Source organism: Streptomyces hilarionis (genome assembly GCF_024539675.1).
Taxonomy (GTDB): domain Bacteria; phylum Actinomycetota; class Actinomycetes; order Streptomycetales; family Streptomycetaceae; genus Streptomyces; species Streptomyces hilarionis.
On record NZ_JAHHIT010000036.1, the window covers coordinates 1 to 18131 of the forward strand.

Annotated in this window: 16 protein-coding genes; 6 read left to right on the forward strand and 10 right to left on the reverse strand. The window is 73.7% G+C overall.

What is annotated here, in order from left to right; genetic code table 11:
* Positions 1–136: 136 nt before the first annotated feature.
* The 8 genes from KMS84_RS05770 to KMS84_RS05805 form a co-directional block, all read right to left on the reverse strand.
* Entirely contained in the window at positions 137–907 is a 771-nt protein-coding gene (locus KMS84_RS05770) for a transposase family protein (RefSeq protein ID WP_256914956.1), read from the reverse strand.
* Between the two features lie 40 nt (positions 908–947).
* Positions 948–1556 carry a GNAT family N-acetyltransferase gene (locus tag KMS84_RS05775; protein WP_256914957.1) on the reverse strand — a complete coding sequence of 203 codons (609 nt, stop codon included), beginning with the start codon at positions 1554–1556 and terminating at the stop codon, positions 948–950.
* Positions 1553–2725, reverse strand: a complete 1173-nt coding sequence (locus tag KMS84_RS05780) for a ThiF family adenylyltransferase (protein ID WP_256914958.1) — start codon at positions 2723–2725, stop codon at positions 1553–1555. Before KMS84_RS05780 ends, KMS84_RS05775 begins: the two co-directional genes overlap by 4 nt.
* 242 nt (positions 2726–2967) lie before the next feature.
* A complete protein-coding gene (locus KMS84_RS05785; RefSeq protein WP_256914959.1) occupies positions 2968–3570 on the reverse strand; it encodes an Rv1733c family protein in 603 nt (200 codons plus the stop codon).
* Positions 3571–3792: 222 nt separating this feature from the next.
* Positions 3793–4470, reverse strand: a complete 678-nt coding sequence (locus KMS84_RS05790) for a CBS domain-containing protein (protein WP_256914960.1) — start codon at positions 4468–4470, stop codon at positions 3793–3795.
* Between the two features lie 24 nt (positions 4471–4494).
* A complete protein-coding gene (locus tag KMS84_RS05795) occupies positions 4495–4950 on the reverse strand; it encodes a Crp/Fnr family transcriptional regulator (RefSeq protein WP_256915023.1) in 456 nt (151 codons plus the stop codon).
* A gap of 479 nt (positions 4951–5429) precedes the next feature.
* Entirely contained in the window at positions 5430–6068 is a 639-nt protein-coding gene (locus KMS84_RS05800) for a response regulator (RefSeq protein WP_256914961.1), read from the reverse strand.
* Positions 6065–7285: a sensor histidine kinase gene (locus KMS84_RS05805; RefSeq protein WP_256914962.1), complete on the reverse strand. Its 1221-nt coding sequence runs from the start codon at positions 7283–7285 to the stop codon at positions 6065–6067. Before KMS84_RS05805 ends, KMS84_RS05800 begins: the two co-directional genes overlap by 4 nt.
* A 179-nt stretch (positions 7286–7464) precedes the next feature.
* Here KMS84_RS05805 and KMS84_RS05810 point away from each other — a divergent pair, with 179 nt between their 5' ends.
* A complete protein-coding gene (locus KMS84_RS05810; RefSeq protein WP_256914963.1) occupies positions 7465–8553 on the forward strand; it encodes an ABC transporter permease in 1089 nt (362 codons plus the stop codon).
* Positions 8550–9233 (forward strand): ABC transporter ATP-binding protein, encoded by a 684-nt coding sequence (locus KMS84_RS05815; protein ID WP_256914964.1) that lies wholly within the window; start codon positions 8550–8552, stop codon positions 9231–9233. The genes KMS84_RS05810 and KMS84_RS05815 overlap by 4 nt, the downstream gene beginning before the upstream one ends.
* 147 nt (positions 9234–9380) lie before the next feature.
* Here KMS84_RS05815 and KMS84_RS05820 read toward each other — a convergent pair whose 3' ends face one another.
* Positions 9381–9872, reverse strand: coding sequence for a pyridoxamine 5'-phosphate oxidase family protein (locus tag KMS84_RS05820; protein WP_256914965.1), 492 nt, complete (start codon positions 9870–9872; stop codon positions 9381–9383).
* Positions 9873–10311: 439 nt separating this feature from the next.
* Between KMS84_RS05820 and gap the strand changes: the two genes are divergently transcribed.
* The 4 genes from gap to KMS84_RS05840 all read left to right on the forward strand — a co-directional run bounded on the left by gap (position 10312) and on the right by KMS84_RS05840 (position 14579).
* Positions 10312–11340 (forward strand): type I glyceraldehyde-3-phosphate dehydrogenase, encoded by a 1029-nt coding sequence (gap, locus tag KMS84_RS05825; RefSeq protein ID WP_256914966.1) that lies wholly within the window; start codon positions 10312–10314, stop codon positions 11338–11340.
* A 169-nt stretch (positions 11341–11509) separates the two neighbouring features.
* A complete protein-coding gene (locus tag KMS84_RS05830; protein ID WP_256914967.1) occupies positions 11510–12430 on the forward strand; it encodes a universal stress protein in 921 nt (306 codons plus the stop codon).
* A 460-nt stretch (positions 12431–12890) separates the two neighbouring features.
* Positions 12891–13520, forward strand: a complete 630-nt coding sequence (locus KMS84_RS05835; RefSeq protein WP_256914968.1) for a hypothetical protein — start codon at positions 12891–12893, stop codon at positions 13518–13520.
* Positions 13521–13673: 153 nt separating this feature from the next.
* Positions 13674–14579, forward strand: coding sequence for a universal stress protein (locus KMS84_RS05840; RefSeq protein WP_256914969.1), 906 nt, complete (start codon positions 13674–13676; stop codon positions 14577–14579).
* Positions 14580–15313: 734 nt separating this feature from the next.
* On the opposite strand, the gene adhE is transcribed toward KMS84_RS05840, so the two are convergent.
* A complete protein-coding gene (adhE, locus tag KMS84_RS05845; RefSeq protein ID WP_256914970.1) occupies positions 15314–17968 on the reverse strand; it encodes a bifunctional acetaldehyde-CoA/alcohol dehydrogenase in 2655 nt (884 codons plus the stop codon).
* Between the last annotated feature and the right edge of the window lie 163 nt (positions 17969–18131).

Consider the following 18131-nt stretch of genomic DNA (forward strand, 5'->3'; position numbering starts at 1 on the left):
TCGGGGTGATCCCGACAACGCGGCGAGCGTGCGTGCCAGGCGTCGCCGGGCAGACGGGACTTTCGAAACACGCCCTAAAGGGTGTTGCATAAGGCCGTGTTGGGGCAGGTCAGGGCCCGTGTTGGCAGTCCTCTGGTCATGATGCGAGCGCGAGGTTGTGTAGGTGGGCGACGGCCTGGACCGCGTGGTGGAGGCCGTCGCCGCGTTGCCGGCAGTCGCGGAGGATCTTGTAGTTCTTCATCCGGCCGATCACATGCTCCACCCGTGCACGCACCTTGCGGTGCGCCGCATTGTCGGCTTCCTCGCCCGGCAGCAAAGGCCGGTGCGGGCGTTTGCGGTGCGGCACGACCATTCCGCAGTTGAGGTAGGCGCCGTCGCCCAGGACGGTCACGCCCTGACAGCGGTCCTTCAGCCCTGAGGCCCGCCAGGCGTGCGCGTCCGCGGTGGTGCCCGGCACCGGGCGGGCGGCGGCGACCACCAGGCGGGTGTCGGCATCGACGATGACCTGCACGTTCGCGGAGAACCGATAGTTGCGTGACGAGGAGCCGACGTGCCGGTCGCGGACCGGGATCAGGGTGCCGTCCACGATCCACAACCGGTCTGCCACATCGCACTGGCGGGAGACGGGCTCGAGCGCCAGCAGCGGACCGAGCCGCTGGATCACACGGCACACCGTCGAGGAAGAGACACCGAACAGCGGGCCCAGTTGCCGCATGGTCAGGTTCGTGCGGTAGTAGACCGCCACCATCAGCACCCGATCGGCCAGCGGCAGCGACCACGGCCGGCCCCGCAGCGTGCCGTTGCCGCCCCGTTCCCGCACCACCTTCAACAGTCCCGAGAACTGCGTCATCCGCAGCCCCGTGAACGTCTCCACCCACACCCGCTCAGCACGTAAGACCCCAGCCATACAGAAGAGATGCCCAGCTCAGAGCCTTGTGCAACACCCTTTAGCGGACGCGGTCGAGTCCGTCCGCGCCGTCGAGGATGGCGAGTTCCCGGGGAGTGGCCTGGCGTTTCCAGTCGGGGGCCACGGTGGCGTAGGTGATGACGTCGTGCCAGCAGCCCTGCGTGCGGAAGAGCTGGCGGAGGGTGGCCTCCGGGCGGAGTCCGGCGGCGCGCATCACCGGGGGCATGAAGTGGTGGTCGCTGCGGTGGCCGGCCCAGATGCGGTGCAGGCCCAGGCGTCCGAAACCGTAGGCCATCAACAGGCGGCCCGCTTCGTGCCCGTGACCGCGCACCGCGGACCCGGGCAGCAGCACCAGGCTGGTGAGCATGGCGTTGCTGCCGTAGTCCTCGACGAGCAGCCCCATGGTGCCGACGAGGGCGTCGTCGTCCGGGGCGCACACGGCGAGGGTGTACCTGCGGCGCGGATGCGTGTGGGGCTGGGCCAGGGACCGGGCGAACGCGTCGTGGGCCTGGCCGGCGTCCATGCGGTCGATGCCGAGGAAGCGGGTGAGCACCCGGTGGGTCAGGATGCGCGTGAAAGGTTCATGGTCGTCGGCTCGCAGCTCCCGCAACCGCAGATGCTCGCCGCGCAGTTCGGGCACCCGGTTCACCGGTCGGCTCCCAGGGGTGATCGCCCGGCGCATTCGGCGGCCACCAGGGCCTGGAGGTCGACGGAGTGCCGGCCCGAGGACAGAGGTTCGCCGAGCAGGATGCGGCGCGCGGTGTCGGCGACCAGGGCCGCGCCCAGCATCACGCCGCTGGCCAGCTGGGGCCAGCCGGCCAGGGAGCGTCCCACACGGGTGAGGGCGTCGGTCATGGCGGGGCTCAGACGTCGCTCGTCGACGATGTCGAGCAGAAAGCGGATGGTCTGTTCCCGGTCCAGGCCGCGCACGTCGTCGGCGTCGACCGGGGCGGTGGTCCCGTGGAAGAGCGGGCGGTCCGGTTCCAGGTCGAAGCGCTCGATGTCGAGCAGGCCGCGGTCGTTGGTCTCCATCAGGACGGGAACCCGCCGCCGACGGGCGTGCTCGCGGGCGGCGACCTTCACCCACGGCGTGTCGCACTCCTCGATCAGGAGGTCCAGGCCGTCACCGTGCCCAGGGTCTCCGAAGAAGTCCTCGACGGTGTCCTCGGTGACGCCGTCCCGGAAGACCTCGACGTCCAGATAGGGGTCGAGCTCGTACATGCGGCGGGCGCACAGGATGCTCTTCTCCACCCCGAGCTCGTGAACGCCCGCTTCCAGGCGGTTCAGGTTCGACAGGCCGAGCCGGTCGAAGTCCGCCAGCCTGAAGGCGCCGCCCACCCCCTCCATGGCGCAGGCCAGCGCGGCGCTGCCGCCCACCGACAGCCCGATGACGCCCACCCGACGCCGGGACAACGCCCGCTGCTGGTCGCGGGTGATCTTGTCGCGGTTGCGGTCGGTGCGGACCAGACGGAACTCGTCCCGCGCCAGCACATGCACCAGGCGTCCCGACCACGGGTACCAGACCCATCGGCCGTAGTCGTGCGGCCGGCCGCCCATGGCCTCGGCGACGGCACGGAACCGGGAGCGGGCGCGGAAGGGATCCGCCGGCGCCAGACAGTGCAGGAGCTCCTCGACCTGGTCCTCGATGCGGTCGTGGACCTCGCGCACACAGGCCGATTCCCGCAACGCGGCCAGCGCAGCGGCGCCGGCGGGCCGTGCCGGGTCCAGGACCAGCGGGCGAAACGATTCCTTCGCCTCTCGCACGGAGGGCAGCACGCATTGGTCCGGCTCCAGGCCGGACTCCGTCAACTGAGTCACAGCGAGAAGCCAACCAGTCGCCGATCTTGTGAATCCGCACGTCACCCGCAGGGCGCACACTCGAATTGATCTTCTACTGCGCGCGCCCCCAGTGCCTCCGGGCCCCTCGAACGGCGTATCCGCGCCACCGGCTCGACCGCACGGCGGGCCGCCGCCCGGACCATGTGCGGCCCGGATCGCGACCACGACGGATCGGCGGTCGTCGCGTCAGCACTCGTGACGCCTCCCGAGGCTCGCGTCCGTCAGGGGCGGAAGCGCGCGGACCACCGGGGTTCCACCCGGACCCACTCGGCGTCCCACTGCGCGTACCTTCTGCGGTCCAGGACCCGACGCACACCGGCCCAGGCCGCGTAGGATCCGCCGGCCACGCCGAACGCCGCCATACCGCCCATGAGCCAGCCGTCGGCCGTCGCGTTCAGCGTGGTCGTGGGGGGACCGGTGACCGTTCCCTCGCGGTTCACCCACAGGCGCACCGCGGCGCCCCGGGCGGTTCCCGGGCTCACCAGGGCCGTGCCCGTGCGCACGACCCCGTCGGGGCCGGTCCAGCGAACCGGCGCCGGCCGCTTCGCCCAGTCGCCGCCGTCGGCCTTCCTCGTCAGGTGGGCGGTGACCTGGTGCCGGTCGGCTGCCTGGATCCGCACGGTGCGCAGCGACGCGTGATACGCCGTCAGTCCCGCGCCGACCGCGGCCGCGGGCATGCCGACGACGAGCACGAGCAGCAGAACACGGCGCAGCCAGCACTCGAACGTGTCGGACGCACGTCGCAGGCAGGCCGTGTCCGGGGGCGCGTCGTCGCCGCGCCCCGGCGGCGGCCCCGATGAAGAGGGCGAACCCTGTGCGCTCATGACCCGCCTCCCGCCATTCGCCGGTCGTCCCCCCCTGCTCCCACCGTCGAACGGCCGCGGGACCGGGGCCCAGGGCCGAACGTCCCTCTCGCGCCGGCTTTCGGCCCCTGTGGGGGGCGAGGCGGCGGAGGTCGGCCGGCCGTGACGCCACGCCCACGGCTCGCGCCCCGGCCGCGAGCTGACCCGGCTCCGGCCAGACGCGCAGAAGACCGGGCCCGGCCTTCAGCGGGCGTCGCCCGCGTCGGTCCCGGGGGCGGCGTCGCCGGTGAGCCGGGGTTCGACGTCCACGACTCCCTCCACGGCGCGCACGAGACGCACCGCGACCGGGATGAGCGAGGTGTCGCGGAGGTGTCCGCGGAGGGTGACGACCCCCTCGTGCACGTCCACGTGGACGGCGTGACTGACGGACGGGAAGAGGTAGGACACCACCGTGCGGCGCACCTCCTCCTCGATGTCGTCGTCCGACCGGAGGAAGACCTTCAGCAGGTCGGCGCGGCTCACGAGGCCCTGGAGCATGCCGAGGTCGTCGACCACCGGCAGGCGCTTGACGCGCCGCACGGCCATGATCCGTGCTGCCTGGGCCAGGGTGACGTCCGGGTGGACGGTGACCGCGGGGGTGCTCATGAGCTCGCCCGCCGTGGCAGCCCCGGCCTTGGCGACGTCCGACAGGCGCCGGCTCTGCTCCACGAGGCTCGGATCCTCGTCGCGGAACTCCTCCTTGGGCAGCAGGTCGGCCTCGGAGACGACCCCGATGACGCGGCCCTCGCCCTCCAGGACGGGCATGGCGCTGACCTTCCACTGCTCCATGGTCCGCACGATCTCCTTGAAGAGCGCGTCGCGTCCCACGGCCACGACCGTCTGCGTCATCACGTCACTCACGATGTGCGGGGTCTGCGGCACTTCCAAGCACCTCGTCTCGCCGGGTCAGGGAACCTCGCCCGCACCGTGGGGCGCGTACAGGTCGAGCAGCCGCACGCGTGCCGACCGGAGCCGGCGTGCGAGGACGCCGCAGACGTAGGTGCACATCTCGTGATCCAGCGCCGGATCCGCCGCGCACAGCTCACGGACCGCCGCGGCGTCGAACTCGTAGGCGCGCACCGGGCTGTCGGCCTGGGCCCCCAGATGCCATTGGTGGGGAGGGACGAGCCAGGACCAGCCCAGCATCCTTCCGGCGCCGAGGGTCTCGACGGTCGCCGCCTGCCGCCCGGGCACGCGCAGGTCGAGTGCGACCGTGCCCGTGTGGATGATCCAGAAGCGGTCGGCGCCGCCGCCCTCGTCGAAGATGCGCTCACCGGCCGCGAACGACACCTCGCGTGCGAGCGACATGAGCCGCTCGCGATGTTCCTTGGTCATCGCGCCGAGAACGCCGGGCCTCGTCACCACGCTGGCCGCCCCTTCCCCGCGACCCGAACCGGAGGAGGGCTTCCGTCCGGTCACGGACGTCTGCGCACGCGGACCGAGCGCAGGCCGCGGCGGTGGTCGGACCCGGAAGGCGTACCTCCCAAGCCGTCATGACTCTACGATCGCTCGAAACCGGCCCGGCGCAACCGGGCACGGACGGGCGGGAGCCGACGCGCGTGTCGCGCGTTCCTCGCGCAGTGCCCCCGACTGACCGGGAGCAGCAGGCAGTTGCGCACCGCGGCCACCGGCTGGACGCCGAGGCCGGCGGCTGTGGACCCGGGTCGCGGCTCTCGTCGCGGCGGCGGGCGCATCCGGTGACGCGGAGCACCTCGTGCAGGCGGGCTCGATCCTCCACGACCTCGCGCGGATCGAACACGAGGCGATGCAGACCCTCAGCAGGCTCCGGGCCCGGCGACGCCGGCGGCAGCGGCGCGCGTGCCCGCACGCCACCGTGCCGGTCAGCGGCGGATGAGGCCCAGGTCGGTCGCGGCGGCGACGGCGGCGGTCCGGGAGTCCACGCCGAGTTTGGCGTAGACGCGGGCCAGGTGGGACTTCACGGTGCCTTCGGTGAGGTGGAGGCGGCCGCCGACGGCCTGGTTGGAGAGGCCGGCGGCGACGAGGGTGAGCACCTCGGTCTCGCGCCGGGTCAGTGCCGTGCCGGGGGCGCGGAGCCGGTTCATCAACCGGTCGGCCACCGAGGGCGCCAGCGTGGTGCGCCCCGCGGCGGCGGTGCGTACGGCGGCGGCGAGGTCCTCGGGCGGGGCGTCCTTGAGGAGGTAGCCGGTGGCGCCGGCCTCGATGGCGGGCAGGGTGTCGGCGTCGGAGTCGTAGGTGGTGACGACCAGCACGCGGGGGGCTCCCGGCCGCGCGGTGATCCGGGCGGTGGCCTCCGCGCCGCCCATGCCCCTGCCGAACTGGAGGTCCATGAGGACGACGTCGATGTCGCCCTCGGCGGCGCGGCGGACGGCGTCCTCGGCCGTGGCGGCTTCGGCCGCGATGACGAGGCCGGGTTCGGTCTCCAGCACGGCGCGCAGTCCGGCCCGTACGACGGGGTGGTCGTCGGCCAGCAGCAGGCGGATGGGAGCTTCGTCGGTCACGGGCGGGCCTCGGGCTGGGAAGCGGACGGCGGGGTGCGGGGGAGCCGGGCGGTCAGGGCGGTGCCGTGGCCGGGGGCGGACGCGATGGTGAGGGCGCCGCCGAGGGCGTGGGCGCGGGCGCGCATGGCCGCCAGCCCGAAGCCGCCTGCCTCGGGGTCGGGGGCCGGCAGGCCGGCCGGGTCGAAGCCGCGTCCGTCGTCGGTGACGTCGAGGGTGACGTGGTCACCGAGGCAGGTGAGGGTGACGTCGGCGGTGGTGGCCTCGGCATGGCGCACGGTGTTGGACAGGGCGGACTGAGCGATGCGCAACAGCGCGACCTCGTGCGCGGTGCCGAGCGGGGCGACGTCGCCCGCGATGTGGAAGCGCGCGGCGAGCGGGTGCCGGGCGGAGGCGGTGGCGCACAGGCGTTCCAGGGCGTCGGTCAGGGTGGCGCCCTCCAGCGCGGGCGGGGTGAGGGCGGCGACGAAGCGGCGGGCCTCGGCGAGGTTGTCGACGGCGGCCTGCCGTGCCTGGCCCACATGGCGGGCCGCGTTCTGCGGCGCCCCGGGCAGTGCGCGTTCGGCGGCGCGCAGCAGGAGCTGGATGCTGGACAGGCCCTGGGCGAGGGTGTCGTGGATCTCCCGGGCCAGGCGGTCGCGTTCGGCGAGCACGCCGGCGGTGTGCTGGGCCGCGGCCAGGTCGGCGCGGGTGGCGGTGAGCTCCTCGATCAGAGCGCGGCGCTGTTCGCTCTCGCGGTACAGGGCCTGGTACCCCCACACCACGGCGACCGCCACGGCGGCGCCGAGCGCGGGGCCGATGACCATGGCGGGACTGAAGGAGTGCCGGTGGGCGGCGAAGCCCGCGACCGCGGCGGCGGCGGTGGCGGCCACGGCTGCCGACGCGGTGCGGCGGGACAGCAGATGAAGCTGGAGGAAGTACAGCGGGAAGGCCACCCACACCGCGTCGGCGGACAGGACGAGCAGCGCCAGCCAGCACAGGCCCACCCCGGCCAGCCATAGTGCGGCGCTCCGCCGTGAGCGGCGTACGGCGGGCAGCACGGGCCCGACCGCGTAGGCCAGGCCGCACGCCGCGGCCGCGGCGGCGACCGATCCGGCGTGGGCGCGGTCGTCGGTCAGGGCCCGGCCGGCGGCCAGGGCGAGCAGACCGATGATGAGCAGGTGCAGGCACCAGGCCAGGGACCGGGTGGTCGGGGTCGGGGTGCGGGCGGTGGTGTTCACAGTGCGTCCCAGGTTACGGACGCCGTAGTCCCGGGGCCTCCATCGAAAGTGACAACTCCTGTGCCGCCCTTCCGCCCGCGAGGTGCCGTCCTGCGCCGGATCCGCGCGCGGGGGGCCGGCGGCGAGGGTGGAGGCGTACCGCTCCCACCTCCCACCGTCGCAAAGGACAGGCCACGACCGTGTTTCTCGCCTGGAGGGACCTGAGGTTCGCCAAGGGGCGCTTCGCCCTGATGGGGACCGTCATCACGCTGATCACCCTGCTGGTCGGACTGCTGTCCGGGCTGACGGCCGGACTCGGCCGGCAGAACACCTCCGCGATCACGGGGCTGCCCGCGGACATGCTCGCCTTCCAGGCGCCCAGCGGCGGTCAGGACCTGTCGTTCTCCCGGTCCACCGTCACCTGGCGGCAGTGGCGGCAGTGGTCCGGGGCGCCGGGCGTCCAGAGCGCCGAGCCGCTGGGGATCGCCGTCACCATGGCCACGGCCGGGGACAAGAGCATCGGGGTCTCGGCCTTCGGGGTCGAGCCCGGCTCCCGCCTCGCCCCGCACGGCGACGCGATAGGCGACCGTGCGGTGGTGCTGTCCACCGAGGCCGCCGAGGACCTCGACGTCCGGGCAGGCGACTCCTTCACGCTGGCGGGCCGGCCGGCGACGGTGGCCGCCGTCGGGGGCGACGCCGCCTACAGCCACACTCCGGTGATCTGGACCGGTCTGGACATCTGGCAGAGGATCGCGCCGCCCACCGGCAGCGGGGAGGACCGGAGGGCCACCGTCATCGCGTTGCGTCTCGCCTCGACGACCGACACGGCGGCCGTCGACCGGCGGGCCGGCACCAGGACGGTCTCCACCGGGGACGCGCTGTCCGCGATCGGCTCCTACGCCTCCGAGAACGGCTCCCTCCAGCTGATGCGGGGCTTCCTGTTCGCCATCTCCGCCCTCGTCATCGGTGCCTTCTTCACCGTCTGGACCATGCAGCGCAGCGGCGACGTCGCCGTTCTCAAGGCCCTGGGCGCCTCCACCGCGGGCCTGCTCGCCGACGCCCTCGGCCAGGCCGTCCTCCTGCTCACCGGCGGGACCCTGCTCGGCACGGGCATCGCCGCAGCCGTCGGCGCCCTGCTGTCCGGCGGCACGGCGCCGTTCCTCCTCACCCCCGCCACCGTCCTGGTCCCGGCCGCCGTGATGATCCTCCTCGGCGCCCTCGGAGCCGCCCTGTCGATCCGCCGCATCACCTCCATCGACCCGCTGACGGCCCTGGGGAGCGCCCGATGAGCCTCAACCTGACCGGCATCACCCTCACCTACCCGGACGGCGACACCCGTCTCACCGCCCTCGACCACGTCACCCTCGACGTGCCCCGGGGCACGCTCACCGCCGTGATCGGCCCTTCCGGCTCGGGCAAGTCCAGTCTCCTGGCCGTCGCCGCCACCCTGATCACCCCCGACGCCGGCGTCGTCGCCATCGACGGCCGGACCACCACCGGGCTGACCCGGGGCGAACTCACCGAACTGCGCCGCCACACGATCGGCATCGTCTTCCAGCAGCCCCACCTGATCCCCTCCCTCACCGCCGCCGAACAGCTCCAGGTCGTGGCCCGGGCGGACGGGCGCAGCCCACGCACCGCCCGCGGCCGGGCGAGGGAGCTCCTCGACGCGGTCGGCCTGGCCGACCGGGCCGACCGCCGGCCCCACCAGCTCTCCGGCGGCCAACGCCAACGCGTCAACATCGCCCGCGCCCTGATGAACGACCCGGCCGTCCTCCTGGTCGACGAGCCGTGCAGCGCGCTCGACCACGCGCGCGGCGCCGCCGTCATCGACCTGATCACTCGGCTCACCCACGAGCAGGCGACCGCCACCGTCCTGGTCACGCACGACCCCGCCCACCTGACCGCCGCCGACCGCATCGCCGAAGTGCGCGACGGACGGCTCACCTCGGCGGCCGCGACGCCCTAGCCGGGCGGCCTCCGCGGGAGGCGCGCGTCCACCACGTCGCCGCGCTCTTGCCCCAGCGCACGACGGGCCGGTGCGTCCGGCCGCCGCCGCAGGGACGCCGCCGCGGACGTCCGTGGCGCGCTCCGCGCGAAGGGCGAGCGGCCGGCGTCAGGACGGCAGGGAGAAGGGCGGCCCGGACGGATGCGGGCCGGGCGGCCCGGACGGGACGAGCCTCAGCCCGGTGACGAGGTCGGGCCGGATCCGCACCGCGTGGTCCATCGTCTCCGTCCCCCAGGGGCGCAGCATCCGCTGATACCTCGCCACCTGGCGGGGATCGGTGATCAGCCGTGCGTAGCCGGTGACGATGACGCTCCACCCGAGCAGGGTGTCGGGATCGATGTCGTCCGCCTCGTACGCGACGACGACGCCCTGGGCGTCGTCCTGGCGGGTGTAACTGCTCAGGGCCGCGCTCTCATGGGTGCGGATGACGATGTCGCCGTCGTCCAGCACGTGGTTGACCGGACGGACGGTCGGCAGCGCGTGCCGGGTGAAGACGATCCTGCCCAAGGACACGCTGCCGAGCAGCCTCAGTGCCTCGGCGACGTCCAGTTCGATGCTGTGGCGCGGCCCGGCGGCGGGCAGGGCGCCCCCGACGGTCATGACGAGGTCGCGCGCCGGTGCGGCGCGCGCGGCAGGACGGTGGCCGGAGTGCCGGCGGCCGCGGGGGGTGCGGTGAACCGGCGGCCGGTGGGCCGGGATGACATGGGCGGTCCTCTGCCTTCCTGGGCCTGGGCGGTGACCGGTGACCTCGGTGCTGGAAGCGCCGGACGTTCGACGGACCGCGTACGGAGGGAACACCTCGATGGAACGTCGGGCGAGCGCCGGACAGTAGGGCCGATCGGCCCCCATCGCCCATCCGGTCGGCCTGTCTCCCCGTGCGCGTCCCCGCCCCGCGCGCGCACGGCGCGGACATGCCCGGGCGGGGCCGCGGGGCCGAACGTCCCGCCCCCTCGTCCCCGTACGGCTCAAGCCCCGGCCGGTCCGGCGCCCGCAGTCTGATGGCACGGACATCGGTGAACTTCCCGGGAGGGCGACGGACATGAGCGTGCGCGTGGGCATCAACGGCTTCGGCCGCATCGGACGCACCTACCTGCGCGGCGTGCTGGAGCGCGCGGAGGCCGGCAGCGGAACGCCGGTCGAGGTCGTCGCCGTCAACGACCTCACCTCGCCCGCGGCGCTGGCGCACCTGCTGGCGTACGACTCCACGTACGGGCGGCTGGGCCGTGCCGTGGAGCACGACGAGACATCCCTGACCGTGGGCGGCCACCGCGTCGCGGTGACCGCCGAGCGCGACCCCGCGGAGCTGGCCTGGGGCGACCTCGGTGTGGACGTCGTGATCGAGTCGACGGGACGCTTCCGCACCCGCGAACAGGCGGGCCGGCACCTGGCGGCCGGGGCCCGCAAGGTGCTGCTGTCGGTGCCCGGCAAGGACGTCGACGCCACGGTGGTCATGGGCGTCAACGAGGGCGCCTACGACCCGGACCGTCACCACGTGGTGTCCAACGCCTCCTGCACCACCAACTGCGTGGCCCCCATGGTGAAGGTGATCGACGACTCCTTCGGCCTGGTCAAGGGCCTGATGACGACCATCCACGGCTACACCAACGACCAGGTGGTCCTCGACGGCCCGCACAAGGACCTGCGGCGTGGCCGCAGCGCCGCCGTCAACATCATCCCCACATCCACCGGCGCGGCCCGCGCCGTCGGGCTGGTCCTGCCGGAGCTGGCCGGCACGCTGGACGGCATCGCCGTACGGGTCCCCGTCGAGGACGGTTCGCTGACCGACCTGAGCCTGGTCCTGGAGCGGCCGGCGAGCGTCGAGGAGATCAACGCCGCGTTCCGGGAGGCCGCCGACGGGCCGCTCAAGGGGATCCTGCGCGTCTCGGACGCCCCGATCGTCTCGCGCGACGTCGTCGGCGACCCGGCCTCCTGCGTCCTGGACGCCCCGCTGACGCAGGCCCACGGTGAGCTGGTGAAGGTCTTCGGCTGGTACGACAACGAGTGGGGCTACACCAACCGCCTGCTGGACCTCACCCAGTACGTCGCCGACCGCCTCCCGCGCGGCTGAGGACCGCGTTCTCCCGGGCCCTGGCGAGACCGCCGGGGCCCGGCCGCATGCCGACGGGCGTCCGGAAGGGAGAAGGGGGAGGGACTGTCGGCTGCCCGGCCGGGACCAGTGGTCCCTACCCGCGCGGCCGCACGGTACGCAGACTCGCAGCACCTGAAGGAGGTTTCCCATGCCCCGCACCCTCGCCGTCGGACTGGACGGCTCGCCGGAGAGCCTGGCCGCCGCGGACTGGGCCGCCCGTGAAGCACTCCTGCGTCGGCTGCCCCTGCGGTTGGTGAGCGCCTCGGAGTGGCAGGCCCCGGTTCACGCGCCCCTGGGCGGACTCGACGTGCCGCCGCTGCCGAGCGATCTGCCGCAAGCGGCCGCGCGGCGCCTCCTGGACGCAGCGCGAGCCCACCTCGCCGACCGGCACCCCGGTCTGCGGGTCGAGGCCGAAGACCTCCCCGGACCGCCCGTCCCGGCCCTGCTGAAGGCCGCGGAGGACTCCGAACTGCTGGTGCTGGGATCTCGCGGCCTGGGCAAGGTCGTCGGATACCTGCTCGGTTCCGTCTCGCTCGCGGTCCTGGCCGCGAGCGAACGGCCGGTGGTCCTCGTGCGGACGGCCGCAGCCGGCGGGCGTGACCGGCCCGCGGACCATCCGGCGGACGCCCGCCCCGACGCGACCGGTGCCCACGACGTCGTTCTCGGCCTGGACCTGGACCGGCCCGACGACGCGGTGATCGGCTTCGCGTTCGACGCGGCTTCGCGCCGCGCGGCAGGTCTGCGCGTCGTCCACGGCCGTGCGCTGCCGCCGTACTACTACGGCGGCGAGCTCATGCCCGGACTCGACGACGAACTGGCCGGGCAAGCGCGGCGCGACCTCCGCGAGGTGCTGCGGCCGTGGCAGGAGAGGTTTCCCGCCGTGGAGGTGAGCACACAGATCACGATCGGCAGCGCGGGCTCCCCCCTGGTTCACGCCTCCCACGACGCGGCACTGGTCGTGGTGGGCCGGAGGATCCGCCGGGCGGCGGTCGGCGCGCACATCGGGCCGGTGACCCAGGCGCTGCTGCACCACGCCGCCGCGCCGGTGGCGGTGGTCCCGCACGACTGACCCGCCCCCGGACAGGGGCGGGGGAACCCGAAACGGGCGGACGGCGCGTCATGACGCGCCGTCCGCCCGTCCGTTGTGGGGGCGGCTCCTACGGGTGACGCGCCGTCGCTGAGGCCGTGAACCCGGTCGGGCGGCGGCCTGGTCACGGTGTCGCGGCCGAAGTCGCCATCCCCTCAGGCCGGTTGATGACCCTGCCTCCCGTGCGGTGTCGCGCACCGCTCACACCGTCCGGACGGTGTGCCGGGCTTCGCCACGCCCATCCGGAACTCCCGCTCGCTCAAAGCCCCCTGGGAGGTGAGCCGTTCGGCGAGTCACCAGTCAGCCCGCGCCGAACGGCTCGCGCCCACAGGGCCGTTCAGCCCTCGGCCGTGGACCATCGGCACCGGGCGCGGACCGTCGCCGGGCGGGAGAGTCGGGGTGTCGGCGATTCGGACCGACCATCACCGAGGGGATCACCGCCATGGCCGTGCACCAGCACACGAATCCGAAGGCCGGCTTCCACCTGCCCTCCCTGCGCAAGAACCGCACGGCCTCCGCACCCGACTCCGACGTGACGGCACACAGCGGCACGGACACCGCACGGGCCTACGCCTTCGCCACCGCCCGCGTGCTGATGGGCTTCGTCTTCCTGTGGGCCTTCCTCGACAAGACGTTCGGCTTCGGCTACGCCACCCGGTCCGGCAAGGCCTGGATCGACGGCGCCTCGCCCACCAAGGGCTTCCTCGGCTCGGTCGCCGCCGGACCGATGGAGTCCACCTTCCACTCCTGGGCGGGAGCCGGCTGGGCGGACTGGCTGTTCATGCTCGGTCTGCTCGGCATCGGCCTCGCTCTGACCGCCGGAGTGGCCCTGCGCCCGACGGCCCTCGCGGGCACGGTGATGATGGCGCTGATGTGGATGGCCGAGTGGCCGCCCGCCCAGCACCTGTCGGACGGCTCCCCGAGCATGTCGACGAACCCGTTCGCCGACTACCACCTCGTCTACGCCGTGCTGATGGTCGTCCTCGCCGTGGTCTGCGCGGGCGACGCCCTGGGCCTGGGACGCCTGTGGGCCGGGCTCCCCGTCGTCCGCGACCACCAGTGGCTGCGCTGACAGCCGTCGACGCGGTGGGCCCGCCGACGGGCCCACCGCCGCGCAGCACGGCGGGGGCCGACCGGACCTGCGTCCGGGACCTGCGGTCCCTGCCCGTTCCGGCCGCCGGCCGGGATGCTCGAAGCAGGACACCCGACACAGGAGGTGGGCATCATGCCCGGCACGATCACCGTAGGACTCGACGGCTCGCTCGAGAGCCGGGCCGCCGCCGACTGGGCCGCCCGTGAGGCAGCGCTGCGGGGTCTCGCGGTACGGCTGGTGCACGTATGGCAGCCGGTGCCGGAGCCGATGGCACAGGCACCGCTCCTGGGCGCCGAGACCCACCAGCACTGGACCGAGCGGGTTCCCCGCGAAGCCGGCGAGGACGTGCGGCGGCGGCACCCCGGCGTGGAGGTGAGCACCGAACAGCGTGACGGGAACCCCGCCGACGTCCTGGTGGAGGCCGCCCGGGACGCGGAGCTGCTGGTCCTCGGCTCCCGTGCGCTCAGCGGCATCGGCGGCTTCCTCGTCGGATCCGTCGGCCAGTCCGTGGTCGCCCGCACCGAGGCGCCCGTGGTCCTGGTACGGGCCGGCGGACAGCCGGCCGACGAGCACCTCAAGGACGCCGCGGGCCTCCCGTCCGCCGTCACCGGCTTCCGGCCCGTCGTGGTGGGCCTGGACACCGGCAGTCCGGACGACCGGGTGATCTCCTTCGCCTTCGAGGAGGCGCGGCGCCGCGGGGCCGCCCTGACCGCCGTCCACGGCTGGAACCTGCCGTCGTACTACGCGAACAGCGTGGCGGGCGGGTACGACCCCCGCGAGGACATCGGCCGTGCGCAGGCCGGAGCGCTCTCCGAGGCCCTTCTGCCCTGGCGGGAGAAGTACCCGGACGTCGAGGTGGAGGAGATGTCCCGGTTCGGCACTCCGGCGAGCCACCTGATCGACGCCTCCCACGACGCCTCGCTCGTCGTCGTCGGCCGCCGGGTCCGCCGCAGCCCATTCGGCGTGCACATCGGGTCCGTCACCCACGCGGTCATGCACCACGCCACGGCCCCCGTCGCCGTCGTCGCCCACGACTGACGCGGCGGATCCGTCCCGTCGGGCACGGCCGGGCCGGCCTCCCCGTCACCGCGGCGGCCGCGCCCGACGACCGACGGGCGCGCGACCGCGAGAAGGCCGCCGGGCTGCGCCCCGGCGGCCTTCTCATCGCGCTCCCCTCTTCCCGAGGATCTGGGTGGCCGCGTCCAACGGCGTATGACGGGCCGTCGGTCGGCACCGCTGCGGACGCCCGGACGCGCGTGGTCCTGACGGTCAGGACCGGTCTGCGAAGGCGGAGCGCAGACCGGTGTCGCACAGCAGGCGCAGCACGCGCTCGTCGTCCGTGACCAGGCGCGGACGCCCGCCGCGGGCCGCGGCCCGGTTGCGGGCCCGGCACAGGGCAGCTGGACCTGGCGGCGGTTCCGCAGGTCACGGCCCGGCTCGACACGCTGCCCGACTTCTCCTGCGACCGCGTGCTCGACCTGCCCGCCGGCGCGCTCCGCGCGGGGGGTGGGGGCGGGTCGCGGCCCGACCTTCCGGACCAGCCGTCCGGTGCGGCGGTGCGGCGGTGCGGCGGTGCGGCGGTGCGCGGTGCGGCGGCGGGCGGGACGGACCGTCGGCCCCCTCGACCCGCGGGCCCCGGACGTGAGGACGTCCGGATCGAGGGGGGAGGGGGCCGACGGTCGGACCAGCTGCCGGGACAGGGGGGACCGTGGCATGCGCGCCGACGTCAGGGGCTCGGCCGCGCGCCGCTCGGGTCATGCCCGGCCCGCCCGTCAGCCGTGGTACGCGGCCCGCATGATCGCCTGCATGTCGTCCAGCATCGGCATGCGGGGGTTGGCGGGCGCGCACTGGTCCTCGTAGGCGTTCAGGGCCTGGCGGGGGAGGGCGTCCAGGAAGGTCGGTTCGTCGATGCCGAGGGCCTGGAACGTCGGTTCGATGCCGACCGCGTCCCGCAGGCGTTCCACGGCCCGGGCGAGCGATTCCACGCCCTCGGCCGGGGAGGTGGCGGCCAGGCCGAGGGTGCGCGCGATGTCCTGGAAGCGTTCGGGGGCGCGGTAGCTCTCGTACTTGGGCCAGCTGGTCGGCTTGGCCGGGACGGCGCCGTTGTAGCGGATGACGTGCGGCAGCAGGATCGCGTTGGTGCGGCCGTGCGCGATGTGGAAGGTGGCGCCGAGGGTGTGCGACATGGCGTGGACGATGCCGAGGAAGGCGTTGCCGAAGGCCATGCCCGCGATGGTGCCGGCGTTGTGCATCTTCTCCCGTGCCTCGGGCGACCCGTCGCGGTCGTTGACGGCCGCCTCGAGATGGCCGAAGACCAGGCGGATCGCGTGCAGGGCGAGGCCGTCGGTGAAGTCGTTGGCGTACACGGAGACGTACGCCTCGATGGCGTGGGTGAGGGCGTCGAAGCCGCTGTCGGCGGCGAGCGCGGGCGGCAGGGCGGTGGTGAGCAGCGGGTCGACGATGGCCACGCTGGGGGTGAGGGCGTAGTCGGCGAGCGGGTACTTCTTGCCGGTCGCCGGGTCGGAGATGACGGCGAACGGGGTGACTTCCGCGCCGGTGCCGGACGTGGTCGGCACGCACACGAGCCGGGCGAGCCTGCCGGGAGTCGGGAAGCGGAAGGCGCGCTTGCGGATGTCGGAGAACTTCTGCCGCATGTCCGTGAAGTCGATCTCGTTGCCCGAGGCGTGCTGCTCGTACAGCAGCCACATCACCTTGGCCGCGTCCATGGGGGAGCCGCCGCCGAGCGCGATGACGGTGTCGGGGCGGAAGTCGCCCATCAGGCGCGCTCCGTGCCGCACCGAGTCGATGCTGGGCTCGGGCTCCACGTCGTCGATGATCTGGAGGGTGACCGGCTCGGGGCGGCTCCGCAGGACGCGGCCGACCCGGTCGACGAAGCCGAGCCGGGTCATGGTGGCGTCGGTGACGACGGTGACGCGGTGGACGTCCGGCATGGCGGTCAGGTAGCGCAGGGCCTGCGGTTCGAAGTAGATCTTCGGAGGGACCTTGAACCACTGGAGGTTGTTGCGGCGGGTGGAGAGGCGCTTGACGTTCAGCAGCTGTGCGGCGGAGACGTTGTTCGACACCGAGGTGCTGCCCCAGGAGCCGCAGCCGAGCGTGAGCGAGGGCAGCAGGCTGTTGTAGACGCCGCCGATGGCGCCCTGCGAGGAGGGCGCGTTGACGATGATCCGCACGGTCTTCATGCGCATGCCGTACGCCTCCGCCAGCGCGGTGTCCTCGGTGTGGATGACGGCGCTGTGGCCCTGGCCGTGGAAGGCGACCATGTCGGCGGCCAGGTCGAAACCGTGGCGCTCGTCCCGGGCGCGGAGCACGGCCAGTACCGGGCACAGCTTCTCGCGGGTCAACGGCTCCTCCGGGCCCACGCGTTCGGCCTCGACGAGGATGACGGAGGTGTCCTGCGGCACGGCGAACCCCGCCTGCTCGGCGATCCACGCCGGGCTGCGGCCCACGGCCGCCGCGTTGACCTTCGGTTCGCAGCCGGCGCCCGAACCGCCGGAGGACGGGAAGAGGAACGACTCCAGCCGCGCCTTCTCCTGCGCGTCGGCGAGATACGCGTGCAGGGTGCGGAACTCGGCCACGGCCGCGTCGTAGATCTCGTCGTCCAGGATGACGGCCTGCTCGGAGGCGCAGATCATCCCGTTGTCGAACGACTTCGACAGCACCAGGTCGTTGACGGCCCGGCGCAGTTTCGCGCTGCGGTGCACGTAGGCGGGGACGTTGCCGGCGCCGACGCCCAGGGCGGGCTTCCCGGCCGAGTAGGCCGCCTTGACCATGGCGTTGCCGCCGGTGGCGAGGATCAGGGAGACGCCCGGGTGCCGCATCAGCATGCCGGTCGCCTCGACGGACGGCTGCTCGATCCACTGCACGCACTGCTCCGGCGCTCCCGCCGCGACGGCCGCGTCCCGCACGACGCGGGCGGCCTCGGCGCTGCACCGCTGGGCGGAGGGATGGAAGGCGAACACCACGGGGTTGCGGGTCTTCAGAGCCGTCAGCGCCTTGAAGAGCGTGGTGGAGGTCGGGTTGGTCACCGGGGTGACCGCGGCCACCACGCCCACCGGCTCGGCGATCTCGACCATGTCCTCGATGTCGTCCCGGGCGATGACGCCGACCGTCTTCATCGGGCCCATGCTGTGCGTGACGTGCTCGCACGCGAACATGTTCTTGGCGGCCTTGTCCTCGAAGACCCCGCGTCCCGTCTCGTCGACCGCGAGACGGGCCAGCGCGGTGTGGTGGTCGAGGGCGGCGACCGACGCCTTCTTGACGATGTGGTCGATCTGCTCCTGCGTGAAGGACTCGTAGTCGGCGAGCGCCTTCAGACCGGCCGTGACCAGACGGTCCACGGCGACCGCGGTGTCCGACGGGACCTCCGCGGCGGCCGTGCCCTCGGTCCGTGCGTCGTTTCGGGCCATGGTGGTCTGCCTCCTCGGTCGGGGACCGCCGTGCGGCACGGCGGCACGGGGCGGGCGCGGCTCCGTCGCCGGACCGCTTCCCGCGTCCACTCTCACCGGCGGCCGGGGGCGGTCGCAGGCGCCGACAGGGCCTGTTCCGGGACCGTCCGGCCCGGGGCGCGGG